21 protein-coding genes are annotated in these 25159 nt (G+C 73.0%); 13 read left to right on the forward strand and 8 right to left on the reverse strand.

The genetic code is table 11. The features are described from left to right. Positions 1–36 precede the first annotated feature (36 nt). Together pdxA and AB0I18_RS21760 are read right to left on the reverse strand one after the other, a co-directional pair. Positions 37–1065, reverse strand: coding sequence for a 4-hydroxythreonine-4-phosphate dehydrogenase PdxA (gene pdxA / locus AB0I18_RS21755; RefSeq protein WP_363107188.1), 1029 nt, complete (start codon positions 1063–1065; stop codon positions 37–39). Beyond that, positions 1062–2417 carry a four-carbon acid sugar kinase family protein gene (locus AB0I18_RS21760; RefSeq protein ID WP_363107189.1) on the reverse strand — a complete coding sequence of 452 codons (1356 nt, stop codon included), beginning with the start codon at positions 2415–2417 and terminating at the stop codon, positions 1062–1064. Before AB0I18_RS21760 ends, pdxA begins: the two co-directional genes overlap by 4 nt. 234 nt (positions 2418–2651) lie before the next feature. Here AB0I18_RS21760 and AB0I18_RS21765 point away from each other — a divergent pair, with 234 nt between their 5' ends. The 8 genes from AB0I18_RS21765 to AB0I18_RS21800 all read left to right on the forward strand — a co-directional run bounded on the left by AB0I18_RS21765 (position 2652) and on the right by AB0I18_RS21800 (position 11312). After that, a complete protein-coding gene (locus tag AB0I18_RS21765; protein WP_363107190.1) occupies positions 2652–4235 on the forward strand; it encodes an ABC transporter substrate-binding protein in 1584 nt (527 codons plus the stop codon). Positions 4236–4238: 3 nt separating this feature from the next. Continuing rightward, positions 4239–5168, forward strand: coding sequence for an ABC transporter permease (locus tag AB0I18_RS21770; protein ID WP_363107191.1), 930 nt, complete (start codon positions 4239–4241; stop codon positions 5166–5168). A 2-nt stretch (positions 5169–5170) separates the two neighbouring features. Continuing rightward, the gene (locus tag AB0I18_RS21775; RefSeq protein ID WP_363107192.1) at positions 5171–6112 is read left to right on the forward strand and encodes an ABC transporter permease; all 942 of its coding nucleotides are present in this window, start codon (positions 5171–5173) and stop codon (positions 6110–6112) included. Positions 6113–6115: 3 nt separating this feature from the next. Continuing rightward, positions 6116–7000 (forward strand): ABC transporter ATP-binding protein, encoded by an 885-nt coding sequence (locus AB0I18_RS21780; RefSeq protein ID WP_363107193.1) that lies wholly within the window; start codon positions 6116–6118, stop codon positions 6998–7000. Further along, entirely contained in the window at positions 6997–7848 is an 852-nt protein-coding gene (locus tag AB0I18_RS21785; RefSeq protein WP_363107194.1) for a dipeptide/oligopeptide/nickel ABC transporter ATP-binding protein, read from the forward strand. The genes AB0I18_RS21780 and AB0I18_RS21785 overlap by 4 nt, the downstream gene beginning before the upstream one ends. Positions 7849–8053: 205 nt before the next feature. Further along, complete coding sequence (locus AB0I18_RS21790) at positions 8054–9034, forward strand: aldo/keto reductase (protein ID WP_363107195.1); 981 nt, start codon at positions 8054–8056, stop codon at positions 9032–9034. A 195-nt stretch (positions 9035–9229) separates the two neighbouring features. Further along, complete coding sequence (locus tag AB0I18_RS21795; RefSeq protein ID WP_363107196.1) at positions 9230–10018, forward strand: aldolase/citrate lyase family protein; 789 nt, start codon at positions 9230–9232, stop codon at positions 10016–10018. Between the two features lie 121 nt (positions 10019–10139). Beyond that, positions 10140–11312, forward strand: a complete 1173-nt coding sequence (locus tag AB0I18_RS21800) for an exo-alpha-sialidase (protein WP_363107197.1) — start codon at positions 10140–10142, stop codon at positions 11310–11312. A 157-nt stretch (positions 11313–11469) separates the two neighbouring features. Here AB0I18_RS21800 and AB0I18_RS21805 read toward each other — a convergent pair whose 3' ends face one another. After that, on the reverse strand, positions 11470–12192 hold the full coding sequence (locus AB0I18_RS21805) for a 4'-phosphopantetheinyl transferase superfamily protein (RefSeq protein WP_363107198.1): 723 nt from the start codon (positions 12190–12192) through the stop codon (positions 11470–11472). Positions 12193–12467: 275 nt separating this feature from the next. Between AB0I18_RS21805 and AB0I18_RS21810 the strand changes: the two genes are divergently transcribed. The 4 genes from AB0I18_RS21810 to AB0I18_RS21825 are packed head-to-tail and all read left to right on the forward strand — an operon-like array spanning position 12468 to position 16962. Continuing rightward, on the forward strand, positions 12468–13796 hold the full coding sequence (locus AB0I18_RS21810; RefSeq protein ID WP_363107199.1) for a cation:proton antiporter: 1329 nt from the start codon (positions 12468–12470) through the stop codon (positions 13794–13796). 18 nt (positions 13797–13814) lie between these two features. Further along, on the forward strand, positions 13815–14957 hold the full coding sequence (locus AB0I18_RS21815; RefSeq protein ID WP_363107200.1) for an acyl-CoA dehydrogenase family protein: 1143 nt from the start codon (positions 13815–13817) through the stop codon (positions 14955–14957). A gap of 17 nt (positions 14958–14974) precedes the next feature. Further along, entirely contained in the window at positions 14975–16432 is a 1458-nt protein-coding gene (locus tag AB0I18_RS21820; protein WP_363107219.1) for an AMP-binding protein, read from the forward strand. Next, positions 16429–16962: a flavin reductase family protein gene (locus tag AB0I18_RS21825; RefSeq protein WP_363107201.1), complete on the forward strand. Its 534-nt coding sequence runs from the start codon at positions 16429–16431 to the stop codon at positions 16960–16962. The genes AB0I18_RS21820 and AB0I18_RS21825 overlap by 4 nt, the downstream gene beginning before the upstream one ends. On the opposite strand, the gene AB0I18_RS21830 is transcribed toward AB0I18_RS21825, so the two are convergent. Beyond that, complete coding sequence (locus AB0I18_RS21830) at positions 16941–17579, reverse strand: TetR/AcrR family transcriptional regulator (protein ID WP_363107202.1); 639 nt, start codon at positions 17577–17579, stop codon at positions 16941–16943. The two genes, AB0I18_RS21825 and AB0I18_RS21830, sit on opposite strands and share 22 nt — an antisense overlap. A 119-nt stretch (positions 17580–17698) precedes the next feature. Here AB0I18_RS21830 and AB0I18_RS21835 point away from each other — a divergent pair, with 119 nt between their 5' ends. Beyond that, positions 17699–19234, forward strand: coding sequence for an MDR family MFS transporter (locus AB0I18_RS21835; RefSeq protein WP_363107203.1), 1536 nt, complete (start codon positions 17699–17701; stop codon positions 19232–19234). Between the two features lie 9 nt (positions 19235–19243). Here AB0I18_RS21835 and AB0I18_RS21840 read toward each other — a convergent pair whose 3' ends face one another. The 4 genes from AB0I18_RS21840 to AB0I18_RS21855 form a co-directional block, all read right to left on the reverse strand. Next, on the reverse strand, positions 19244–19876 hold the full coding sequence (locus AB0I18_RS21840; protein WP_363107204.1) for a class I SAM-dependent methyltransferase: 633 nt from the start codon (positions 19874–19876) through the stop codon (positions 19244–19246). A 29-nt stretch (positions 19877–19905) separates the two neighbouring features. Further along, positions 19906–21150: a cytochrome P450 gene (locus tag AB0I18_RS21845; protein WP_363107205.1), complete on the reverse strand. Its 1245-nt coding sequence runs from the start codon at positions 21148–21150 to the stop codon at positions 19906–19908. A gap of 121 nt (positions 21151–21271) precedes the next feature. Next, a complete protein-coding gene (locus AB0I18_RS21850; RefSeq protein ID WP_363107206.1) occupies positions 21272–23101 on the reverse strand; it encodes a hypothetical protein in 1830 nt (609 codons plus the stop codon). Further along, positions 23088–25133 (reverse strand): hypothetical protein, encoded by a 2046-nt coding sequence (locus AB0I18_RS21855; RefSeq protein WP_363107207.1) that lies wholly within the window; start codon positions 25131–25133, stop codon positions 23088–23090. Before AB0I18_RS21855 ends, AB0I18_RS21850 begins: the two co-directional genes overlap by 14 nt. Positions 25134–25159: the final 26 nt, after the last annotated feature.

Genomic DNA, 25159 nt, shown 5'->3' on the forward strand with positions numbered 1-25159 from the left:
GCGCGGACTGCGGGCGGCTGACTGCGGGCGGCGGTCTCAGCGGACCGGTACGGACGACATCTCGGCTGCCTGGCGCACGGCCTCGACCATGCTACCGGCCTCGGCCACGCCCTTGCCCGCGATGTCGAAGGCCGTTCCGTGGTCCACCGAGGTGCGGATGACGGGCAGTCCCACGGTCAGGTTGACGCCCGCCTCGATGCCCAGCACCTTCACCGGACCGTGCCCCTGGTCGTGGTACATCGCCACGATCAGGTCGTAGTCGCCGCGCCCGGCCAGGAAGAAGGCCGTGTCGGCCGGGAGGGGGCCCCGGGCGTCGATGCCGTCCGCGCGCAGCACTTCGAGGGCGGGGACGATCTTCTCCTCCTCCTCGCCGTAGCCGAACAGCCCGTTCTCACCCGCGTGCGGGTTGATGCCGCAGACGCCGATCACCGGCTTCGCGACACCGGCCCGCACCATCGCGTCGTGACCGCGGCGCACCGTGCGCTCGACCAGGCCCGGCTCGATGCGCCGTACGGCGTCGATCAGGCCGATGTGGGTGGTGACGTGAATGACCTTCACCCGGGGTGTCGACAGCATCATCGACACCTCGTCCACGCCGGTGAGGTGGGCCAGCAACTCGGTGTGGCCCGGGTAGAGATGCCCGGCGGAGTGCAGGGCCTCCTTGTTGAGCGGCGCGGTGCAGATGCCGTGCACGGCGCCTTTCATCGCGAGGTCCGCGGCCACCCGTACGTACTGGTAGGCGGCCTCGCCCGCGCGGGCGGACAGTTCGCCCCAGGGCAGGTCGGCGGGGAGCAGGTCAAGGTCCACGACGTTGACGCGGCCCGGTGGGAACTCGGCCTCGCCCGGGGTGGTCACGGAGACGATGTCGCAGTCGACACCCAGGATCGCGGCGGCCTGCCGCAGCCGTTCGGCATCACCGATGACGACGGGACGGCAGCGGGCGAGGGTGTCCGGGTGCAGCAGCGCCGGGACGATCACCTCGGGACCGATGCCCGCGCCGTCTCCCATGGTCACCGCGATGAGCGGCAGCGAACGGTGGTTGTCGGCGGTCGGGATCGCGTTCACCGGGAAGTCTCCTTGCGGTGGGGGTGGGGGTGGGCGAGGTGAGGGAGGTCCGGCCGGAGCGCCGTGGCGATCCGCAGCAGGGAATCGGTGTCGCCGAAGCTGCCGGGCCGGGTGACGACATGGCGTCCGTCGGGCGTGAGTGCGTGGACGGCGCCGTGGTGGATCTGGCCGAGCGGCGACAGGTGCGCGACGCCGAGCGCGTCGAGGACGCGGCGGGCGGTCTCACCACCCGTCAGGACGAGGTCGGCATCGCCCGCCCGGTCGGCGGCGAAGCGGGCGAGTGCGGACACCAGACGGCGTGCCGAACCGGGCCGGATGCCTGGTCCGCTGTCGATGCTGAGGACGGTGACGCCGCCTGACGTCTCGTCAAATGAGAGCGGCTCGACCGAGGGCGACACAACGCCGGAGTTCACGACGGCAGAGTTCACGATGTCGGCGTTCACGACGTCGGAGGCCAGAGCGTCGGGGTTCACAGATATATGGCGGGCGCCGCGCTCCGTGAGTTGCGCGATCTGCGCAGGTGCCGAGGGATCGGCGGTGCCGACGACGACCAGGAGAGGCCGTCGCCGGCGCCCCCCGGCCGTGGCAGGAGCCGGAGCCGTTCGTCCCGTCGTGGTCGCGGCCGACGTCCCGTCGGTGCGCCTCAGCAGGCGGCCGACCGCCGCGGCGAGGCCGCCCGTGCCCATCAGTCGGACGCCGGGCCCGCAGGCGAGCGCCGCCCCGGCGATCAGGTCCAGGTCCGAGTCCGTCTCGGCGTCGCACACCGGAAGGTGTCCGGCGCCGACCGCCTCGCGCAGCACGGCGGGCAACGCGTCGCCCCGTACCGCCGCCAGCGGGACGAGCGTCGTACGGGCGTCCCCGAGCGCGGCGGAGATCGACGGCGGGGGCGCGGCGCTCTCCGCCCGCCAGGCGTCCGTGGCGTGCAGGGGGACGCCGTCGAGATGGACGACACCGCCGTGGACCGTACGGCCGAGGGCGGGCAGGGCGGTGGCGACGACGACGCCCTCGGTACCGGTGCCGGTGCCGTCGGCGCAGGCGGCCGTCTCGGCGGCGAGGTTGCCCCGCAGCAGCGAGTCGGCCTTCTTGAGCACCAGAACGTCCGGGGGCACGGCCCGCAGTGCCTCGCGTACGCGCCGGGCCGCGTCGGCCGCGGGCAGGCACCGGCAGTCGAGGTCGACCACGACGGCCTCGCCGTACGCGTGCGGGTCCAAGGACGCCGGACCGAGCACGATCCGAGCAGGCGCGCCGAGCGCCACCGCGGTCTCCGCCGCCCCGGACAGGTCGTCGGCGAGGGCGAGGACACGTCGCGGTGCCGTCCCCTCGCGGAGCGGGGAGGGGGAGGGGAAGGGCACGTCATCCTCCTGGACCTGTAGCCGAGCCGGACCGGTAGTCGAAGGGGGCACGCGAGGCGGCCTCGGCGCTCGATGATGGCACATCCTGCGCGATGTGCGCGAGACCTCTTGCGTGATCCACGCAACCGTGGAACGGTTTCCGGCGCGACAGAAACCGACGGCAACCGACGGGGTCCTGCGGGACCGGGCGCCGTCCCGAGCCGGTCGCCGCACAAAAACCCCGAGAGGTCGACGATGACCCGAACTCCTCCGAGTGAGACGAGTGAGACGCCCAGCCGTCGCACCCTGCTGCGCTGGGGCGCCGCGGGCGGCGCCGGTCTCGCTCTCTCCCCGCTGACCGCCTGTGCCGGACCCACCGGCGCCCCCGGCCCCGGCACCCTCATCCTCGGGCTGAACCGCTCGCTGGTCAGCCTGGACAACAAGCTCAACCAGTTCGACGCCGCGGTGACCGTGCAGCGGGCCGTGCGTCAGGCCCTCACGGCCATCGGTCCGGACATGCGGCTCACACGGGTCCTCGCCGACCGGTTCGAGATGACCGCGCCGACCACCTGGAGCGTCCGCCTGCGCGACGGGATCCGCTACTCCGACGGCCGGCCCGTGACCGTTGACGACGTGGCCACCGCGGTGCGGCTGTACGGAGAGGTCGCCGGCTCGTTCATCCTCGGTTTGTTCCCCGAACTCCCCGACGTCGAGGCGACGGGCGAACGCACCTTCCTGCTCCACACCCGCGAGCCGGTGCCCGTCCTGGACCGGCTGATGGCCAACATCCTCATCACCCCGGCGAAGGACAACCGGCCCGAGGAACTCCGCTCCGGCGTCGGCACCGGCCCCTACCGGGTGGCCGCCGCCAACAGCGGCGCGGGCGAGTACACCCTGGCCCGCGTCCCGGACTACTGGGGCGGGCGGCCGCCCGTCGAGCAGGTCCGGGTCCGCTTCGTACCGGAGGAGTCGAGCCGGGTCGTCGCCCTGCGCAGCGGCGAACTGGACGTCATCGACACCATCACCCCCGACTCCGCCGAACAGCTCACCGGCCTGCCCGGCGTGCACCTGGAGCAGACGGCCGGGGTGCGGATCTGCCAGCTCTTCTACAACTTCCGCAAACCGAAGAAGCATCCGCTGGCCGACGCCCGGGTGCGCCGCGCGCTGACGTACGCCATCGACGGCGAGTCCCTCGTCCGGGACGTGCTCACCGACTCGGCCGAGCAGGCCCGGGGAGTCGTCCCGCTCAGTCTCAAGGGCGCCGAACGCACCGGCCGCTACGCCCACGACCCCGCACGGGCCCGCCAGTTGCTCAGGTCCCTCGGCGCCGACGGGCTGCGGATCAAAATCATCTGGGAGTCGGGCGAGTTCGCCGCGGACGCCTCCGTGATGGAGGCCGTCGCGGAGATGCTGAAGGAGGTCGGTGTACGCGCCGCACTGCAGCAGTTCGAACCCGGCGGCGACATCCTCAAGTGGCGCCAGGGCAAGGGAGGCGACTGGGACGTCATCGGCAACGGCTTCCCCGGCACCACCGGCCAGGCCACCACCATGCTCCAGGCGATGTACGCGGGCACGGCCGAGGACGAACGCACCGGTGACGCGTTCATGGGCTACGTCATCCCCCGCATCGCCCGACAGCTGTCCGACGCGGCCACCGAGACCGACCCCGCCACCCGCGACCGCAAACTGGCCGCCGCCCAGCACGCCGTCTGGGACACCTGGCCTGCCATGTGGGCCTTCGTGCCGAAGACCGTGCTCGCCCGCCGCGCCCGCGTCGACGGCGTCCGGCTGCTGCCGATCAACTCCTACGACCTCACCGCCGTACGACTGGAGGGCTGAGCCGTGCCGAAGTACCTCGCCCGCCGCATCGGCCAGAGTCTGCTGACCGTCTTCCTGACCCTTTCCACGGTCTTCGTGCTGGTCCGGCTCGCCCCCGGAGACCCCGCCTCCGCCTACGCGCCGCCGAACGCCACCACCGCCGACCTGGAGCGGATCCGCGCCCAGTTCGGCCTCGACAAGCCCTTGGTCACCCAGTACGGGATCTTCCTGCGCGACCTGCTGAGCGGCGATCTCGGCACCAGCTTCTCCTTCCGCGACTCCGCCCTCAGCGTGGTCCTGGACCGCATGCCGTACACGCTCACGCTCTCCCTCGCGGCGATCGCCGTCACCGTGGCCGTCGCGGTCCCGCTGGGCGTGTGGATGGCCCGCCACGCCGACACCCCGCGCGAACTCGGCGCCAACGTCCTGACCATCACCGGACAGTCCATGCCGGACTTCTGGACCGGCGTGATGCTGCTGACCGTCTTCGCCGTGCTGCTGCCGGTGCTGCCCGCCTCCGGTTTCACCTCCTGGAGCGGCCTCGTCCTGCCGACCCTCACCATCGCGGTCCTCCAACTCGCCCTCGTCTCACGGCTCGTACGCCGCGAGATGACCACGGCACTCGCCTCGCCGTACATCACCGTGGCCCGCTCGCGCGGCGTCTCCGAACGGGCCCTCACCTGGCGGTACGCCCTCGCCAACTCGTCCGTCCCGCTGGTCACCGCGGTCGGCACCCGCTTCGCGGCACTGCTCAACGGCGTGGTGCTGGTCGAGGTCGTCTTCGGCTGGCCCGGCGTCGGTTCCCTCGTCGTCCGCGCCCTGGAGACCCGCGACTACCCGCTCATCCAGGCGACCGTCCTGGTCACGGCGACCCTCGCCATCCTCGTCCAGCTCCTCGTCGACCTCGCCTACCCGCTCCTCGACCCGCGGGTCCGACTCGGAAAGGGGGCCTGACCATGTCCGCCACGCTCACCCCGTCCGCCGGCAGCACCCGGTCCAGTGCCGTCACCGCCCGGCACCTGGCCCGCGCCACCGCCACCAGGCAGCAGCGCAGCGCCCGCTTCAAACTGTGGGCGGGAGCCGTGTGCACCGCGCTGGTCGCCCTGCCGGTGGCCCTCGCGAGCCTGCTGCCGCTGCCGGACCCGGACGCCCAGAACCTCGCGGGGCGCCGGGTGCCGCCGCTCACCGACGGGCACCTGTTCGGCACCGACCAGCTCGGACGCGATCTGCTCTCCCGCGTCCTGCACGGCGGCCAGGTGTCGCTCACCGTGGGCATCCTCGCCGTCGTCGTCTCCGGGCTCATCGGGATCGCCGCGGGCTCGGCGGCCGGCTACTTCGGAGGCTGGATCGACACGGTCGTCAGCCGACTCCTCGAAGCCCAGCTGGCGCTGCCCCTGCTGATGATGCTGCTGCTCGTCGTCGCCCTCTTCGGCCCGTCGGTCACCGTCATCACCTGCGTGATCGCGATCGCCCAGTGGCCGGAAGTGGCCCGGCTGACCCGCTCCCTGGTCCTCGTCGAACGCGAGAAACCGTACGTGGCGGCGGCCCGGCTGCTCGGTATGCGCAGCTGGTCCGTCCTGGGACGGCACATCATCCCCAACGTCCTGCGCCCCGCGAGCCTGGTGGTCCTGCTGCTGCTCGCCCAGGCCGTGCTCCTGGAGAGCGCCCTCAGCTTCCTGGGTGCCGGACCCCAGCGGCCGTTCGCCACCTGGGGCCGCATCATCTCCGACGGCCAGGACTACATCACCACCTCCTGGTGGCTGGTCACGCTCCCCGGCCTGGTCATCGCCCTCCTCGTGGTCGGCGTCAACCTCATGGGCGACGGGCTGCGCGACCGCATCCGTACGTCCAAGACAACCAAGACGACCGAGACGACCAAGCCCGCGAAGGGAGCCTGAGCCATGACCGCCGACACCGCCTCCGGCCCCGCCCCCGCCTCCGGCGCCCTGCTGGAGGTCGAGGACCTGCAGATCGAACTGGTCACCCATCGAGGCGTGGTCCGCGCCGTCGACGGCGTGAGTTTCACCGTCCGACGCGGCGAGACCGTCACGCTCATCGGGGAGTCCGGCTGCGGCAAGTCCACCACGGCGATGGGCCTGCTGCGGCTGCTGCCCGAAGGACTCGCCGTGCTGTCCGGCACCGCCCGCATCGGCGGCGAGGACGTCGTCACCGACCCCGGGGCGGCCCGGCGGGCGCGCGGCCGTACCGTGTCCCTCATCCCCCAGGATCCGATGACCGCGCTCAGCCCCGTCCACACCGTCGGGCGGCAGCTCGGCGAGGCGCTCCGGCTGCGGCACCCCGGCCTGTCCCGGGCCGAGGCCCGCGAGCGCGGCACCCACCTGCTGGACCAGGTCCGGATCAGCAGGCCCGAAACGCGCTGGAAGGCGTACCCGCACCAGTTCTCCGGCGGCATGCTCCAGCGCGTCCTCATCGCCGTCGCGCTGGCCGCCGAACCCCAGCTGCTGGTCGCCGACGAACCCACCTCCGCCCTGGACGCCACCGTCCAGGCAAGCGTCCTCGACCTGCTGATGGACCTTCAGGAACGCACCGGCGTGGGCATGTTGATGATCACCCACGACCTCGGCGTCGCCCGGCTGGTGTCCGACCGCATCCACGTCATGAAGGAGGGCCGGTTCGTCGAGTCGGGACCCGCCCAGCAGATCGTCGAGCGCCCCGCACACCCGTACACCGGGAAACTGCTCGCGGCCGTACCGAGCCTCGGCCCCTGGGACGAGGAAGGGCCCGACGACCACAGCACACAGGGAGCCGAGGGAGTCGCCCGATGAGCCAGGCAGCAGCGACACCGGACGCGCCCGACGCAGCGGCCCACGCGTCGACGTTTCTCGCCGTCGAGGACCTCGTCGTCGACTACCCCACGCCGGCCGGCCCCGTGCGCGCCGTCGACCACGTCAGCTTCAGCGTGCCCCGGGGCGGCTCGCTGGCCGTCGTCGGCGAGTCGGGCAGCGGCAAGTCGACCATCGCCTGCGCGATCGTACGGCTGCTCAAGCCCGCCGCCGGGCGGATCGTGCTGGACGGCACCGACCTCGCCGCGCTGCCCGAACGGCGCCTGCGGCCGCTGCGGCGCCGCGTCCAGATGGTCTTCCAGGACCCCTACGGATCCCTCGCCCCGCACCTGACCGCCCTGGAGATCGTGGCCGAACCGCTGCGCGTCGCGGGCGTGAAGGACAAGACCGAACGGCGCCGCCGAGCCACCGGACTGCTCGACCGCGTGGGACTGCCGGCCACGGCACTCGAACGACGGCCCGCCGAGTTCTCCGGCGGACAGCGCCAGCGCATCGCGATCGCCCGCGCCCTGGCCTCGGAACCCGACCTGCTGGTGTGCGACGAGGCCACCTCGGCCCTCGACGTGTCCGTGCAGGCCCAGGTCCTCGACCTGCTGCGCGAACTGCGGGAGGAGACCGGCATCACGTACATCGTCATCGCCCACCACCTCGGCGTGGTGCGCGAGATCAGCACCGACGTCGTCGTCCTGAAGGCGGGCCGGGTCGTCGAACGCGGCCGCACCGCCGACGTCCTCGCCGCCCCCACCGAGCCCTACACCCGCGCGCTGCGCCGTGCGGCCCTCGACCCGACGGCGATACGGGGCCTCAAACCCCGCACTAGGGCCCGGTGAAGTCGGCTGCGGAACCCGTGCCCCCGTAAGGGGCGCGGGGAACTGCGCGCCCAGCCCCCCACCGGCCCGCGGTAAACGAACCGCATAACCAGCGGAGCACCTGGCGGCCTCGACCACACCATCGCCGGAGCCACACCAGCCCCCGCCCCACACCCCCTGACCGCCCCACCGGAAGGAACCGGCAAGTGACCAAAGGAACCGGCACATGATCACCGGCATCGAACTGCCGAACGTACCCGTGCCCCTGTCCCGGCTCGTCCTCGGCACCATGACGTTCGGCGACACCGTCGACCGGGCCGGCGCCGCGGACATGCTCGCGACGGCGCTGGAGGCCGGTATCACCGGCGTGGACACCGCGAACGGCTACGCCGGCGGCGAGAGCGAACGCATCCTCGCCGAGTTGCTCCCCGCCCACCGCGACCGGATCGTGCTCGCCACCAAGGCCGGCATGCCGCACCCCGACCAGGCGGAGCACGCCCCGCTGTCCGCCCCCGGCCTGCGGGCCGCCCTGGAAGGCAGCCTCAAACGGCTCGGCACCGACCGCGTCGACCTGTTCTATCTGCACCAGCCCGACCGGGCCACACCCCTGACCGAGACCCTCGCCACCGTCGCCGAGTTCGTGGCCGAGGGGAAGGTCCTCTCGCTCGGTGTCTCCAACTACGCCGCCTGGCAGATCGCCGAACTGGTGCGCGTCGCCGACGAGATGGGCGCCCCACGCCCGGTCGTCGCCCAGCAGCTGCACAATCTGCTCGCCCGCCGCGTAGAAGAGGAGTACGTCGAGTTCGCCGCCGTCACCGGTCTGCGCACCATGGTCTACAACCCGCTCGGCGGCGGTCTCCTCACCGGACGGCACCGTTACGAAAAGGCCCCTGAGACCGGCCGCTTCGCCGACTCCCGGCTCGCGGACATGTACCGGCAGCGCTACTGGGATCCGCGCCTGTTCGACGCGGTCGCCGAACTGACCCGTATCGCCGAGGGCTTCGGCGTCCCGCTCGCCGAACTGGCCCTGCGCTGGCTCCTCGACCGGGACTCGACCGACGCCCTGCTGCTCGGCGGTTCCCGGACCGACCACCTGCGCGCCAACCTCGCCGCAGCCCAGGCCGGACCGCTGCCCCCCGACGTGACCGCCGCCTGTGACAAGGTCGGCGCCGGCCTGCGCGGCCCCATGCCCGCCTACAACCGCTGAGCCCCGTACGCGACTTCGACGCCCCGTCCCCCTGCGAAGGGAACCACTGCCCATGACCCCGCACAGTTCGCCGCTTCCCTGCGTACCCGCACTCGGCGCCGGCCTGCGCGGCCCCATGCCCGCCTGCAACCGCTGAGCCCGTAGGCGATCGACACCCCCGCTTCCGCCCCCGCCCCCTGCGAAGGAACCCCTGCCATGACCCCCGCAGAGTTCACCGCCGCCCTGCGCGCCCGCGAGCAACTGCTCGGCTACTGGTGCCTGTTGGACGCGCCCGTGGCCACCGAACGTATCGCCCGCCTCGGTTACGACTACGTCGCCCTGGACGCCCAGCACGGCCTGTTCGGCTACTCCGGCATGCTCAACAACCTCCTCGCGATCGACAGCCGGGGCTCGACGGCCGTCGGCCTGGTCCGGGTGGAGGCCAACGACCCCGCCCTGATCGGCCGTGCCCTCGACGCGGGCGCGACCGGAGTGATCGTGCCGCTGGTCGACACGGCCGCGCAGGCCGCCGAGGCCGTGGCCGCGGTCCGCTACCCGCCCCTCGGCCGGCGCTCCTACGGCCCGATGCGCTCGGCGCTGAGGATCGGCCCCGACCCGGCCGACACGCACGACAGCACGGTCGTCCTCGCCATGATCGAGACGGCCGAAGGACTCGCCGACGTCGAGGCGATCTGCGCGACGCCGGGCCTCGACGGCGTCTACGTCGGCCCCTCCGACCTGCGGATCGCCCTCGGCGGCGCCTCGTCCACGGACCCGGCCCTGGCCGATGCCTTCGAGGCCGCGCTCGGCACCGTACGCGAGGCGGCGGCCGCCGCCGGAGTCGCCGCGGGCATCCACAACCCGGACGGCGCGAGCGCCGCCAAGCGCCTCGCCGAGGGCTTCACGTTCGCGACGGTCGCCTGCGACCTGGTGCACCTGGAACAGACCGCGCGCCAACACCTGGGCGCTGCCCGGCCCTCTGGAACTCCTGGAGGGGCACTGTGACGCACCGCTGCGCCGAGGGCTCTACGTCCCCGACCGTCGCGTGCGACCTGGTGCACCCGCACCAGACCGCACGCCGACACCCAACCGCCGCCCGGACGCCTGGAACCCCTGGAGGGGCACCGTGACGAACCGACTCCTCGACGGCTTCGACCGCACCGACACCACACTGCCCGCACCGACCGTGCAGAGCCACGCCGCCAACCTCACCGTGCTGCCCGGCGGGGACCTGGGCTGCGTCTGGTTCGGCGGGACGCAGGAGGGCATGGCGGACATCAGCGTGTGGTTCTCCAGGCTCGCGCCCGACACCACGACATGGACGGAGCCCGTCCGCCTCTCGGACGACCCGGCACGCTCCGAGCAGAACCCCGTGCTCTTCCCCACGCCCTCGGGCGCCCTCTGGCTGCTGCACACCGCCCAGCGGGGCGGAGACCAGGACACCGCCGAGGTACGGCTGCGTGTCAGCCACGATCACGGCACGACGTGGGAGGCGACCCGCACCCTGTTCCCCGCGGCCCCGGGTGTCGGCGGCGTCTTCGTCCGCCAGCCGCCCGTCGTCCTGCCCACCGGCCGCCTGCTGCTGCCCGTCTTCCGCTGCCGGACCGCCCCCGGCGAGAAGTGGTCGGGCGACCTCGACACCAGTGCCGTCATGATCAGCGACGACGGCGGCGGCACCTGGTCCGAGCAGCCCGTGCCCGGCTCCACGGGCCTGGTCCACATGAACGTGCACCGGCTGCCGGACGGCTCGCTGCTCGCCCTCTACCGCAGCCGGCGCGCCGACGCCGTACACCGGTCCGTGTCGCTGGACGACGGCGACACCTGGAGCGAGCCACAGCCGCTGGACCTGCCGAACAACAACTCCTCGATCCAGTACATCCCGTTGGCCGACGGCCGCCTGGCGCTCGTCTACAACCACAGCAGCGCCGCCGACGCGACCGCCCGCCGCGTCTCCCTCTACGACGAGATCGACGACACGGGCTCGCTCGCCGACGGCAAGGCCCCGGACGGCTCGGTGACGACGGCGGTACGGCAGACCCCGTCGACCGCGTTCTGGGGTGCCCCGCGCGCGCCGCTCAGCCTCGCCCTCTCTTCCGACGGCGGCCTGACCTGGCCGCTGCGCGCCGACCTGGTGACCGGCGACGGCCACTGCCTCACCAACAACTCCCGCGACGGCCTCAACCGCGAACTGTCCTATCCCTCGATCGCGCAGACACCGGACGGCGCCCTGCACATCGCCTACACCCACCACCGAAAGGTCATCCGCCACATCAGGCTCACCCCGCGGAGCGCGAGGTGAGTGACCGTTCGGGCCGGTCGGGCCCCTATGGCCGTCCTGCGCTCCGGCAGGGTGGCCTGGCCCGTGGTGATGGTGGTGTTCCCGACCCGTGGCGCACTCCTCCGCACTGCTGATGTGCTGCCAATACGCTGCCGAATCCCCGGGTCGTACCGGTCGTTCACCCGTGCGGGGAAGGCCCGCGGGTGTGCGCGGACTCGACGGCCAGCGCACCCGCGTGCCCCTCTCCGGGCTCCAGATCGACCAGCTGCCAGCCCGGGATGGCGGACGTGACGTCGTCCGCGCCCAGCCCGCGCCCGAGTCCCACGCCCAGTCCTTTCAGGTATGCCTCCTTCCGCGTCCACACGCGGGCGAACTCGCCCGCCCGCGCCGCCTCGGGCACCGCACGCACAGCTGCCTGCTCCGCCGGGTGCAACTCCTGCGCCAGCTCCGCCACGAGCCCGTCGGCCGGAACGGGTTCCACGTCGACCCCGACCCGTGTCCGCGCGACGGCGATGAGCACCAGCCCGCCGCCGTGCGAGAGCGAGAACTCCGGCCCCCCGGACGGCGATGCGAGCATCGGGCGCCCGTGTGGAGCGCCGCACCACGGGCACGTCTCCCGCCCGAACCGCAGCGCACCCGGCGCGACCCCCGTCAGTTCGCCCAGCACGCCGCGCAGCGCGACGTGCGCGACCGCGTAACGGACCCGGTCGGCCTCCCGCAGGAATCCGGCCAGCCGACGCCGCTCGTCCGCGTCGAGCACCGACAGGTCCGGCTCCTCGCCGAGGCCGGAGTCGGCCCGGATCGTCCAGAGCCGCACCTCGTCCGGCAGCCCCGGCACCCCCGCGCCCACGTCCCCGGCAGCCGGCAACTCCCGCCCGCGCCCCCGCAATTGGTCCACCACGCCGCGGCACCCCCGTCTCCCGCTCCGCCGTGCCCACACCCCCGTCGGCACTCACGCGTTGCTGAGCGCCGGGCAGCGTAACCACGTCGTGCACAAGGACACAAGCGCCGCGGACCCGGCCACGGCGGCGCTCCGGGCCGCCTGCCCCGCGGCTCCGCCCGACCGCCCGGCGACCGGGGTGTACGGACCTTGATTCTGGCTTGAGCAAAGTGGACGACGCTGCCCATGTCTTCGTACCCAGCCGCCCGCCCGTCCCCGGCCCTTCGGGAGTGACAGTGTCCGAGCGAGTCGACGTCGAGTGGATCGCTGCCGTCGCCCTGGGTGACCTCGCCCTGATCCTGCTGTTCGGGGTCGTCTGCGTAGCTCTCGCCCGCCGCCTGCGCCAGCCCGCGGTCATCGGCGAGATGACCGCCGGAATCCTGCTCGGCCCGAGTCTGCTGGGGCTGCTGCCCGGCAACCTCACCGAGCGGCTCTTCCCGCAGGAGGTCAGGCCGTTCCTCTCGGTGATCGCACAGGTAGGACTGGTCCTGTTCATGTTCATCGTCGGCTGGGAGTACGACTCCTCCCCGATCCGGAACCGGCGACGGGCGATCGGCACGATCTGGATCTGTTCGGTCGCGGTCCCCATCGGGGCCGGGATGGCCCTTGCCGCGGCCCTCTACAGCTCGCACGACGTCGTGGACGGACAGCACATCAGGATGCTCGACTTCGCCCTCTATCTGGGTGTCGTCATGTCCGTCACCGCCTTTCCCGTGCTGGCCCGGATCATCGCCGAGCACCGGCAGAGCCTGGGCGGGACGGGGGCGCTCGCGCTGACGCTCGCCGCCGCCGACGACGTCCTGGCCTGGTGCATGCTCGCCGTCGTGGCGGCCAGGGTGACCTCGGACGGTGCCGGCGACTTCCTGGTCACCGCCGGCTGGCTGACCCTCTTCACGGTGCTCATGTTCGTCGCCGTACGCCCGTTGCTGGCCGCCGTGTTCCGCCGGTTCCGGACTTCCTCGCACGGGCTGCTGTCGGCGGTGATCGCGGCGGGGGCGTGCCTGTCGGCGTACGCCACCTCGGAGATCGGCCTCCACGCCGTCTTCGGCGCGTTCCTCTTCGGCGTGGTGATGCCGCGCGGCTCGGACAGCGGGCTGCTCCAGACGGTGGTGATGCCGCTGGAGCAGGTCGCCGCGCTCCTGCTGCCGGTCTTCTTCGTGGTAGCCGGTCTTTCGGTGGATCTGACGTCGCTGTCCGGGGCCGGAGTCCTGGAGATGCTCGCCATCATCGCGGTCGCCTGTATCTCCAAGCTGGGGGGTGTGGCCGTCCCGGCCCGGCTGAGCGGTTCGAGCTGGCGCGAGGCGTCCGCTCTGGGGCTGCTCATGAACACCCGGGGGGTGACCCAGCTGGTGGTCCTGGGGGTGGGCCTCGACCTCGGGCTGCTGGGCATCCCGCTCTTCACGTCGATGGTGGTGATGGCGCTGGTGACCACCGCGATGACCGCACCACTGCTGGCCTGGATACTCCCGCGGCCGCCCGACGCGGCGGATACCGGCCCAGGGCTCCCCCAGGAGCGCGAACGGCAGCGAACGGTCACGTCCCCGGACCGCACCGACGCGCCCTGACTGCTACCGGAGGGACCCATGGAATTCGGCTGGAGCAACGAACAGCGCGGCCGGGACGAAGCGCTGGCGGCCGCCGTACGCGACGCCTTCCCGTCCGACGCCGCCCGTGCGAACGACCCGTTCACCCGTGAGGACTGGCAGCGGCTCGGCAAGCTGGGGCTGCTCGGCCTCAGCGTCGCCGACCGCTACGGCGGCGGCGGTCTTGGGGCGTTGGAGTCCGCGCGGAGCGTGGAGGCGTTCGGCCGCGCCTGCCCGTACACCGGGCTGGTGTTCGCCGCCTGCGCGCACCTCTTCGCCTGTGCGATGCCGATCGCCGACTGGGGCGGTGAGGAGCTCAAGCGGCGCTTCCTGCCCGGCATGTGCGACGGCGAGCTGATCGCGGGCAACGCGATGACGGAGGCGGAGGCGGGCTCCGATGTGTCCCGGCTCGCGGTGACGGCGACGCCGGCACCCGGCGGCTGGACGCTCGACGGGGAGAAGAGCTTCGTCAGCAACGGCCCGAGCGCCGACCTCTACGTCACGTACGCCACCAACGACCCCGACGCGGGCCACTGGGGCATGACCGCCTTCGCCGTCCCCCGGGACACGCCCGGCGTCACCGCCGGCGAACCGTTCGAGAAGATGGGCCTGCTCCAGTGTCCGGCGGGAAGCGTGCGGTTCGAGAACGCCTTCGTGCCCGCGGAGAACGTCATCGGCGTGCCCGGCCAGGGCGGCCCCATCTTCCAGGACTCGATGGGCTGGGAGCGGGCCTGCCTGTTCGCCGGTTACGTCGGCCTCGCCGACCGGCTGCTCGACCGGTGCGTGGCGCACGTGCGCGAGCGCCGGCAGTTCGGCAGGCCGCTGGCCGCGTTCGAGTCGGTCTCCGACCGGGTGGCCGACATGAAGCTGCGGCTGGAGAGCGCGCGGCTGCTGCTGTACCGGGCGTGCTGGGAGAAGGACCAGGGGCTGCCCGGGTCCGCGCTCTCGACGGCCCTGTCGAAGCTGGCGGTCTCCGAGGCAGCGCTCGCCAACGCCGTCGACGCCGTACGCCTCTTCGGCGGACGCGGCTACCTGCGCGCGGACGGCATCGAGGCCGCCCTGCGCGACAGCGTCCCGTCCGTGATCTTCTCGGGTACTTCGGACATCCAACGCCGGATTGTCGCTAGGGAGCTAGGGCTGTGAAACTACAACGGCTGCTCATGGACTCGGCACGCCGCCACCCGGACGCGGTGGCCGTGCACGACGGGCAGGGGCCGACCACGTACCGGCAGCTGGACCGGCTGGCGGACCGCTGTGCCGCGGCACTGCTGACGCGCGGGGTGCGGGACGGCGACCGGGTCGTCGTCTGGACCGGCAAGTCGGCCGCGACCGTGGCCGTCATGCAGGCCGCGCTGCGGATCGGGGCGATCTACGTGCCGCTCGCCGGCTCCAACCCGGTGGCCCGGCTGAGCCGCGTCGTCGACAACGCCCGCCCCGCACTCGTGGTGGCGGACGACGACACCGTCCGGCTCGCGGTCACCGCGGGGTGGAGCGGCGCGCCGCTCATCAGGCAGGCGGAGCTGCTCGCCGCAGGCGCGGCGGACGGCCTCGGGTCGGCGGGCGACGACGGGCCCGGCGATCCCGACCGGCCCGCGTACATCCTCTACACCTCGGGCTCCACCGGGGAGCCCAGGGGCGTGTGCATCAGCCACCGCAACGCGCTGGCCTTCGTGGAGTGGGCCGCCGCCGAGGTGGGCGTCGGCCCCGGCGACCGGCTGTCCAACCACGCCCCGTTCAACTTCGACCTCTCCGTCTTCGACCTCTACGCCGCCTTCCTCACCGGCGCCTCGGTGGACCTCATCGCACAGGAGATGGCGTACGCGCCGCAGCAGCTGGTGCAGTTCCTGCACGAACGCCGGATCTCCGTCTGGTACTCGGTGCCCTCGGCGCTGAGCCTGATGATCCGCGAGGGCGGCCTGCTCGACGTCCCGCCGCCGCCCGCGCTGCGCGCCTGCGTGTTCGCCGGCGAGCCCTTCGCGATCCATCATGTGCACGCGTTGCAGAAGAACTGGCCCGGGGTGCGGCTGCTCAACTGGTACGGACCCACCGAGACCAACGTGTGCACCGCCTACGAGGTCGGCGACGCCGACCTGGAGCGGGACCGCCCGCTGCCCATCGGCCGCGCCTGCTCCGGCGACACGGTCACCCTCGACCCGCCGGGCGCCGAGGAGGGCGAGGTGGTGGTGTCGGGGCCGACCGTCATGCTCGGCTACTGGGGCCGTGAGCCGCACCGCGGCCCGTACCGCACCGGCGACGTCGCCCGGCGCACGGAGTCCGGGGACCTGGACTACGTCGGGCGCAGGGACCACATGGTGAAGGTCCGCGGCCACCGTGTCGAGCCCGGTGAGATCGAGGCCGCGGTGGTCTCGCTCGACTCGGTCGGGGAGGCGGCCGTGCTGGCCGTCGGCACCGGCCTCGACACCCGGCTGCACGCGGTGGTGGTGCCGTCCGGCGCGCGGCGTCCTTCGCTGCTCGACGTCAAGCGCCACTGCGCGGAACGGCTGCCCACGTACATGATCGTCGACTCGCTGCACGTCCTGGACGAGCTGCCGCGGACGGCGAACGGCAAGACCGACCGGGCGAAACTCACCGAGGCGATCGAAGGAGGTTCGCTGTGACGATCCACGGAAACGACCTGACCGCACCGGTGGCCGAGCCCCGGCTGCCGGTCGTCGACCGCGACACGTTCCGCTCGGTCATGGGCTCCTTCGTCAGCGGAGTCACCGTGGTCACCACTCTGGACGGCGACGGACGGCCGCGCGGCTTCACCTGCTCCTCGGTGTGCAGTGTGTCCATGTCCCCGCCGCTGCTGCTGGCCAGCGCGAACGCCCGCAGCAGCACGCTGCGGGCGATCGTGGAGCGGGGCACGTTCGCGGTGAACTTCCTCAACGGGCGGGCCAGGACGGTGTCCCAGCTCTTCGCCTCGATGACCGACGACCAGTTCGAGCAGGTGCCCTGGTCGAAGGGCGAGACCACGGGCATGCCGGTGCTGGCGGCCAATGTCGCGCACGCCGAGTGCGAGCTCGACCAGGTCGTCCGGGCGGGCGACCACGACCTGCTGCTCGGCCGGATGGCAGGCGGCCGCGCCCTCCAGGACCAGGCCCCGCTGGCCTACTGGCGCGGCGGCTACGTCGACCTGCTGCACTGACAACGCAGCAGCGGCAGTACGACCTCGTCGACGATGCCGGTGATCACGTCCCGGGGCACCGGGGCGCCGTGCGCGAGGAAGTGCTGGGACAGCAGCGCGGGCCCCACCTGGAGCACGCGCTCCGTCAGCGCCTCGGCGCGGATCTCACCGCGCGCGACGGCGTGCTCCAGGACGGTCCGCAGCGTCTGCGCTCGCACGCCGACCAGTCGCCCGCGCAGCTCGGCGGTGAGTCCGGGGTCGCTGAGCGTCTCGGCGAGCAGCCCACGCATCGCGGCGCCCAGCGGGCCCGCCAGCCGGAGGGAGGCGTCGTGCAGCACGGCGATCAGATCATTCCGCAGGTTGCCGCTGCTCGGGACGTCGGCCGGCGTCGGCAGGCTCTGCTGCAACGCGTCGGCGACCAGGTCCGCGCGGCTGTGCCAGCGCCGGTAGAGCGCCGCCTTGCCGGTGCCGGCCAGCTCGGCGACCCGCTCCATGCGCAGGCTCGCGTAACCGGAGTCGGCCAGCTCCGCCAGCACGGCGTCGTGGATGGCGCGTACGAGCGCGTCGCCGCGGCGGCGGCCCGGCGCGCGGGTGGCTCGCTGCCCCACCGCGGGCGCGGCATCCTCGGCCGGATCCATCCGATTCCTCTCTTAGTGAACGATACGTTCCCTAGGCATGCTAGCCTGCTTTTTAGTGAACGCACCGTTCTCTAAGCGAGTGTCGCACAGCCACGGCCATGCAGCTCTGAGGAGTTCCCATGGGCAAGCCCCTCCCCTCCCCCGCGGACCCGGTCCCGGACAAGCACGCGGAAGCGGATCTGTCGCCCTGGCAGATCGTGACGGCCATGAGCGGACTGCTCCTGGTGATCATGCTCGCCACGCTCGACCAGACGATCGTCGTCACGGCCCTGCCCACCATCACCGGCGACCTCGGCGGCCTGGACCAGATCGCCTGGGTGGCCACCGCCTACCTGCTCGCCTCCACGGTGAGCATGCCGCTGTACGGCAAGGTGGGAGACCAGATCGGCCGCAAGGCACTGCTCCAGTTCGCCGTCGTCGTCTTCCTCGTCGGCTCGATGCTGGCCGGACTGGCCCAGTCCATGGGCCAGTTGATCGCCTTCCGGGCCGTTCAGGGCCTGGGCGCCGGCGGACTGCTCATCGGGGCGCAGGCCATCGTCGGCGACATCGTGAGTCCGCGCGAACGCGGTCGGTACAACGGCCTGGTGGGCGCGGTCGTCGGGCTGTCGTCGGTGACCGGCCCGCTGGTCGGCGGGTTGTTCACCGACCATCTGGGCTGGCGCTGGATCTTCTACATCAACGTTCCCGTCGGGGTCGCCGCCCTGGCGGTCATCGCCGTCGTGCTGAAGCTGCCGCGCCCCCGCACCCGGGCGCGCGTCGACTACCCCGGCGCCGCGCTGCTGGCCGCGGCCGTGACCTGCCTGGTGCTGCTCACCAGCTGGGGCGGCAGCACGTACGCCTGGGGCTCCGCGGTGATCGTCTGCCTCGGAGCGGGCACGGTACTCCTCGGCGCGGCCTGGGCGCTGTGGTCGCTGCGGGCGGCCGAGCCGATCATCCCGCCGCGGCTGTTCCGCGACCGGTCGTTCTCGGTCTGCTGCGCCGTCAGCCTCGTCGTCGGCATGGCCATGTTCGGTGCGCTCACCTTCCTGCCGGCCTTCCTGCAGATCGTCACCGGGGCCTCCGCCACCAACTCCGGTGTGCTGCTGCTGCCGTTGATGCTGGGGCTCGTCCTCGCCACCGCCGCCTCGGGCCAGGCCATCACCCGGTTCGGCCGCTACAAGGTGTTCCCGGTGACCGGCTGCGCGGTGGCGTCGCTGGCGCTCGGGCTGTTCGCCACGATGGGGCCGCAGACCACCCGGCTCACCGCCAGCACGTACATGTTCGTGCTCGGCCTGGGCATCGGCCTGGTCATGCAGGTGATGATGCTCGTCGTACAGAACACCGTGCCGCGGGCGGACCTGGGCACGGGCACGGCGTCGGTCACCTTCTTCCGGCAGGTCGGCAGCTCTGTCGGGGTCGCGCTGGTCGGCGCGCTGTTCAACAGCCGGCTCACGGACGAGTTCGGCAAGCTCCCCGCCGGGGGCACACCCGACGCCGCCTCGCTCACCCCGGAGGCCGTCACCGCGCTGCCGCCGGACGCCCAGCGCGCCGTCGTGAACGCCTTCGGCGACGCGCTGCCGCCCGTCTTCGGCTACCTGGTCCCCTTCACCGTGCTCGCCCTCCTGCTCACTCTGGCGCTCGTGGAGCAGCCCCTGCGCTCGGGCCGGGCTCGATAGGGATGGCTCTCAGGGCGTGCGGACCAGCAGATAGCGGCGCAGCTTGATCCTGCCGGACGCGATGCCGATCCGGACCATCCGCGCCCACGTCGCCCGCCGCCGCTCGTCGAAGTGGGGGGACATCCGACGCGTCCCACTGAGGTACGGAAGCACGTCCTCTCGCGGCATCTCCTGGCAGTCCACCAGCCGCCACCCCTTGAACCGCGCGCGCACTTCGTCCGGGTCCGCCCCCCGGCCGGGGCGGACCCGGGTGATGGCGAGCATGAAGAGCGTCGCGCCCTCGGCCGCCACCGCGTTCACGCTGTCGACGTAGGCGTCCCGGCGGTCGTCCGCCAGGGTGTGATAGCAGCCGCTGTCCACGAGAAGCGCGTAGCCGTCTCCCACATCGAGCGCGTCGAGCCTGGTCACGTCTCCCTCCACCAGCCGTACGCGCGCACCGGCCGCCGCGACGCCCGACCTGGCGTGCGCCAGTCCTTCGGCGTCGAGGTCGACACCGGTGACCTCCCAGCCCCGCTGGGCCAGATAGACCGCCGTGTCGCCTTTGCCGCATCCCAGGTCCAGGGCCGCGCCGGGCACGGGGACATGGGGCCCCTCCAGGAGCCCGGCCAGGCCGGGCATCACGTGAGACGTCTGCTCGGTCAAGGTGCGCCACCTTCCTTCGTTGTCGTCTCTCACCAGGCGACCGGTAACTTGTGCAGGCCGTAGATGTACATGTCGTGCCGGAAGGGCACCTCCTCGAACGGGACCGCGAGCCGCAGCCCGGGGAAGCGGCGTACCAGCGTCTCCAGCACCACCTGCATCTGCGCCCTGGCCAGCGACTGACCGATGCACGGGTGCACGCCGTAGCTGAAGGCGAGGTGCTGCACCGGCTGCGCGCCCGCGAACCGGTCGGGGTCGAAGCGCTCCGGGTCCTCGAAGACCGCCTCGTCCCGGTTGGCGGCGACGTTCGAGACCACGACGCCCTCGCCCGCCCGGATCAGCTGGCCGCCGACCTCCACATCCTCCTTGGCGATGCGGGGGATCCCGGTGTGGGTGACGGTGGTGAAGCGCAGGCACTCCTCCACCACCGGCCCGACCAGGCTCGCGTCCTCGCGCACCCGGGCGAGCACGCCGGGCTGGCTCATCAGGAGCAGCACGGACAGCGAGATGCTGTTCGACGTGGTCTCGTACGACCCGAGCATCAGCACCATGACGAGCCCGACGAGTTCCTCGCGGGTGCAGTCGCCGGTCGCCTCGCGCTCTGCCACGAGCCTGCTCATCAAGTCGTCGCCCGGCTCGCGCTGCTTGGTCTCGGCGAGCTGCGCGACATAGCGATGCGCCGCGCCCAGCCGCGCCTTGGTCTCCTCCGGAGTGGCGCCCCTGCTCATGATGGCCCGGCTCACCTCCAGGAACAGGTCGGCGTCGGGGCGCGGTATGCCGACCAGCTCGGCGCCCACCTGGACCGGCAGCGGCAGGGCCAGCTCGGTCTTGATGTCCGCCGGGGGGCCGGCGGCCGCCATCCGGTCGACGGCCTCGTCGACATACCGTTGGATCCTGGGCCGCAGTTCCTCCGCGGTCCTGGCGGTGAAGTTACGGGCCACCAGGCGCCGCAGCCGGGTGTGCTCGGGTGGGTCGCTGAAGATGAAGTTCCCGGGCACGGAGGACCGCGGCGGGCCGACGTGGGGGAAGTTGGGCCGTTTCCGCTCCGCGCTGAACCTGCGGTCCGCCAGCACCGCGCACACGTCCTCGTACCGGGTCACCAGCCAGGCGTCGTTGCCGAACTGGCGCATCTTCACCGGTGCCACCGGGCGGGTGCCACGCAGTTCGCCGAGCAGCGGGGCGGGGTCGAAGGGGCATTCGCGGTTGTGTCCGATCCACGGGTAGGGGGGCAGTTCGTCCGTCGCGGCCGTGGCCTGCGCGGGGTCGGTCGTCGTCATGTCGGCACCTCCTGAGGTGGTCGCTGGCTGGGTTCATCACTTGATGAAGGCGGGGCCGGGCACGTCGCGCGGGACGGCGGGCCGCGGTGCGGGCGGTGGACGGCGTCGCTGGACGGCGCAGTCATGCGGCGACCGGGTAGGGGTGGTCGCCGTCGGCGGCCGCCAGCAGTAACCACAGCGCCTCCAGCGGCATGTGGTCCAGGCTCCGCAGCGCGGCGGCCGACTCGGCGCAGTACCGCGGTCCGCACAGCCCGGCGTCCGTCCAGCCGGCCCTGAGCCGGTCTTCGGCCCGGTCTTCCGCCCCGTCGCCCGCGGCGCTCGTCCGCTCGACCCAGCCGCCGATCGCCGAAGCCGTCAGCGAGGGCGTGCGGTTCCCGTCGGCGGGGCGGGACGCGGAGTACACGCCGGGTGCGATCCGCAGCGCGCCGATCTCGTCGACGGCGGCCCGGTGCAGCGAGTCGTCCTGCCACTGCCGCGCGGCGAGTTCGAGCCAGGCGGCGCGCAGCGCGGCGGGAGCGGCCGGGGAACGCGCCGCCCGCCGCGCGTCCACCACCTGCCGCGTCCGGTCCAGCAGCCGCCGGGACGGCGCCGGGTCCTGGCTCAGCTCGACCAGCGTGAGCAGCAGTCGCAGGTCGTCCGGTGCCGCGGCCGGCCCTCGCTGCTCCGGCAGCGCCGCGTCCACTTCCCTGGGAGCGGCGCCGCCCACCGCGGCGGCCAGCATCCGCAGCCCCGCGCGGGTGGCGCCGAGCATGGGCTCTTCCAGGTCCGTGCCGCGCCGCACGGCGGGCACGCCGGTGTCGCGTATCCAGCGCCGTAGCGGGGCGGCGAACCGGTCGCCGAGACCGATCCCCTCGGCCCTGGCCGTCCTCATCGCCGCGGTCGACACCCGTACCGTGTCGGCCGGCTCCTGCCGGTCCGGCCAGCCGGCGCGCCCGTACGCCCCCTCGGGTGCCGTACGGACCCTGGGACAGCCGAGTTCGGCGGCGGCGTACGCCGCCTGCGGGTCCGCGGCCTCGCCGCCCGGCAGCCGCACCTCGCCGCGGGCGTCGACCAGGCGTGCGCAGACCGCCGGGTCGACCGGCGCCGCCGAGAACCCCAGCCCGCCGGCGGCGCGGTCGAGTGCGGCCTTCGTCACCAGCCACACGGCGTCGGCCTGCCCAGCGGCGCCGGTCAGCACCCCGTCGGCGGCACGTACCGTATCGGCCAGGTTCCGGGCCGCCGCCGGGGGCATCCGGGCGGCCAGCAGGCCAGCGGTCTCCAGCAGCGCGACGATCTGGGTCAGGTTCTCCGCGGTGACGACGGCGGGGTCCAGGACGGACAGCGCCCGGGCCGTCTCGTCGGACACCTGCCGCGGTACCGGCAGGCCCAGCAGCCGCTGCAGCCCCACGGCCGTCGCGGTGCTCCCCCAGTCGGCCGCGGCGGAGTCGGACGCACGGTAGCCGCCGCCGCTGCGCAGCCGTTCCAGGGTCCGGCTCACCCGCCGCGGGTCCTGCCGCGCCCCGACCGCGTCGTGCAGCCGGACGGCCGCGTCCACCTGGGCCAGCGCCGGCAGCTCCGCCGTCCCCGACCGGCCGTCGAGCGCCCGTCCCGTCCACTGCCGGACGGCGTCCGGGTTGAGCCGGGTCGGCCGGTCGCCCACCGCCGCCAGCCGGGCCCGCCAGGACGTCTCGTACAGGGAGAAGGGCGCTGCCGTCGCGCTGTGCGCGCCGTCGACGAACCAGCCGTGACGGCCGTCGGTCACCCAGGAGTCGAGCAGCAGCAGCCGCACCCGGTGGGGGCGCCACCAGCCGGCGGCGGCCGGCGGCGGCGCGGGCGAGACCACGTCGCCGCCGAGGACCAGCAGACCCGTCAGCAGACAGCCCGCGGCGGCCAGCCTGCCGGTCCCGGCCGGTATTCGCGCCGTCCTGCGGGTCCGCGGCGCGTATCCGGGCCGGAGGTCAGATCGAGCCACGGTCCTCCCCCTCGACCCGGAAGAAGGCGGAGCCGAACTGGAAGGTCCCGGTAACCGTGTAGCGGACCTGGAACACGGTCCCCTGAGTGGTGAAGTCCAGCCGGTCCCACGTGTGCGCGGACAGCCAGCCGTCCTGTACCTCGGTCTGCCACCGCAGAGCGTCGCTGCCGACGCGCTCGGCGCCGGCGGGGCCGCCGGTGAAGCTGACACTCCCGCCGGAGGGAACCACCAGGACCCGCCAGGTGTCGCTGTGGATCACCCGGTCGGCGTCGAACGGCATGCTGCCCTCCCAGGCGACCTGCGAGGCGCTCGAGGTGAAGGAGCCGACGGGGCGGGCGAAGAACGGCAGCCTCAGATGCGAGCCGCCCTGCGCGCTCAGGGCGGCCGGGGAGCCGCCGGGGGGTGTGACGGTGCGCCGCTCGTCGAGTGCCAGGGGGTAGTCGTTGTTCAGCCGCCGGGAGTCCGGCACGTCCGCGGCGCTGTTCGCGACCAGGCTGCCGTCGCCCAGGAGCGCGCTCTTGTCGGTGACCCCGGGTGCCGCGGTGAGGACCTGGCCGCGCCGCGCGTCCTCCAGCACCGTGTAACCCGCGGCGGCCGGCGTGGCCGCGGTCCCGGCGCAGGATGCGGCCTGTGGGTGGCGGGCGCTCAGTGCCTCGGTCGTGCCGGACGCGCGGTCGCGGGCGACGGCGTCCTGCACCCCGTTGCCGTCTCCCCGCACCAGGTTGTCGGCGGCGGAGACGTAGGCCATCAGGGAGCCGTCCGCGCTCAGCCCCATGCCGACGTGGTCCCGCGCGCTCTCGCCGTTGCCCTCCGCGCCCCCGGTGGCCACACTGACCCGCTCGGTGACACCGCGCTCGCGGTCCCGTACGAACACGTCCCACAGGCCGTTGCTGTCGCCCGGCACCAGGTTCGACGCCTGCGAGGTGAACGCCACATAGCGCCCGCCCGAGTTGACCAGTGGGTACAGGGTGGAGTCGTCGTCGGGTTCGGAGCCGTCGGCGCCGACGGCGACCCGCTCGGTGGTGCCGCGCCGCACGTCCCGCAGGAACACGTCCGCCTTGCCGTTGGTGTCACCGGGGACCAGGTTGCCGGCCCGGGAGGTGAACGCGACGTAGCGGCCGTCCGGGCTGATCGTGCCGGAACTGCCGTCCGCGGCCTGCGCCCCGTCGGCACCGACGCTCGCCCGTACGAGCGTGCCGCGCCGCATGTCCCGTACGAACACGTCCGCCTGGCCGTTGGTGTCGCCCGGCACGAGGTTCGACGCCTGCGACGTGAACGCCACGTAGCGGCCGTTCTCGCTGACGGTCACGCCGGCGCCGAGGCCGTTGCCCTGGGTGCCGTCCGCGGCGGTGGTGACGCGCTCCATGTCGCCGGTGCGCAGGTCGTACCGGAACGAGTCCACCAGGCCGTTGGTATCTCCCGGCACCAGGTTGGAGGAGTCGGAGGTGAAGACGACGTACCGGCCGTTGCCGCTGATCATCGTGCGGAAGCTCTTCCCGTCGCCCTGGGTACGGTCGGGGGCGACGCTGACCCTCCTGGTGGTGTCGCCGTCCCGGTCGCGCACGAAGACGTCCATCTCGTCGTTGGTGTCGCCCGGCACCAGGTCGGAGGCGTCGGAGGTGAAGACGACGTACCGGCCGCCCCTGCTGATCTGCGGGCCGAAGCTGTCCTGGTTGCCGGGGGTGCCGTCGGGGGTGGCGCTGATCAGCTCGTTGGCGCCGGTCCTACGGTCTCTGAGGACCACGTCCGAGGCCTCGTTGGTGTCGCCCGGCACCAGGTCGGAGGCGAGCGACAGGAATGCGGCGTACCTCCCGTCCGGGCTGACCGCGACGTTCTGGCTGCGTCCGTTGCCGGTGGCGGAGGCTGTCGCGGGCGAGGCGTCCGGGCACCCGGCGGTCCCGGTCCGGGCTGCCGGCGGGCTCGGGGCCGCGGGCGCCTGCGCGCCCGCGACGAGCAGGCCGACGACGGCGCCGAGCACCGTCGCCACCCGCCCTGCTGTTCCTCTGACCGCACCGACGCCGTCCGTTCTCATGGCTTCTCCCCTCGGCGGCGCATATG

The sequence above is a fragment of the Streptomyces sp. NPDC050704 genome (assembly GCF_040654355.1).
Taxonomy (GTDB): Bacteria; Actinomycetota; Actinomycetes; order Streptomycetales; family Streptomycetaceae; genus Streptomyces.

Bases quoted from the DNA above. Each gene is read 5' to 3' on its own strand.
- AB0I18_RS21765 (WP_363107190.1), top strand. From the start codon at position 2,652: ATGACCCGAACTCCTCCGAGTGAGACGAGTGAGACGCCCAGCCGTCGC.
- AB0I18_RS21775 (WP_363107192.1), top strand. From the start codon at position 5,171: ATGTCCGCCACGCTCACCCCGTCCGCCGGCAGCACCCGGTCCAGTGCC.
- AB0I18_RS21780 (WP_363107193.1), top strand. From the start codon at position 6,116: ATGACCGCCGACACCGCCTCCGGCCCCGCCCCCGCCTCCGGCGCCCTG.
- AB0I18_RS21785 (WP_363107194.1), top strand. From the start codon at position 6,997: ATGAGCCAGGCAGCAGCGACACCGGACGCGCCCGACGCAGCGGCCCAC.
- AB0I18_RS21790 (WP_363107195.1), top strand. From the start codon at position 8,054: ATGATCACCGGCATCGAACTGCCGAACGTACCCGTGCCCCTGTCCCGG.
- AB0I18_RS21795 (WP_363107196.1), top strand. From the start codon at position 9,230: ATGACCCCCGCAGAGTTCACCGCCGCCCTGCGCGCCCGCGAGCAACTG.
- AB0I18_RS21815 (WP_363107200.1), top strand. From the start codon at position 13,815: ATGGAATTCGGCTGGAGCAACGAACAGCGCGGCCGGGACGAAGCGCTG.
- AB0I18_RS21820 (WP_363107219.1), top strand. From the start codon at position 14,975: ATGGACTCGGCACGCCGCCACCCGGACGCGGTGGCCGTGCACGACGGG.
- AB0I18_RS21830 (WP_363107202.1), bottom strand. From the start codon at position 17,579: ATGGATCCGGCCGAGGATGCCGCGCCCGCGGTGGGGCAGCGAGCCACC.
- AB0I18_RS21835 (WP_363107203.1), top strand. From the start codon at position 17,699: ATGGGCAAGCCCCTCCCCTCCCCCGCGGACCCGGTCCCGGACAAGCAC.
- AB0I18_RS21845 (WP_363107205.1), bottom strand. From the start codon at position 21,150: ATGACGACGACCGACCCCGCGCAGGCCACGGCCGCGACGGACGAACTG.
- AB0I18_RS21855 (WP_363107207.1), bottom strand. From the start codon at position 25,133: ATGAGAACGGACGGCGTCGGTGCGGTCAGAGGAACAGCAGGGCGGGTG.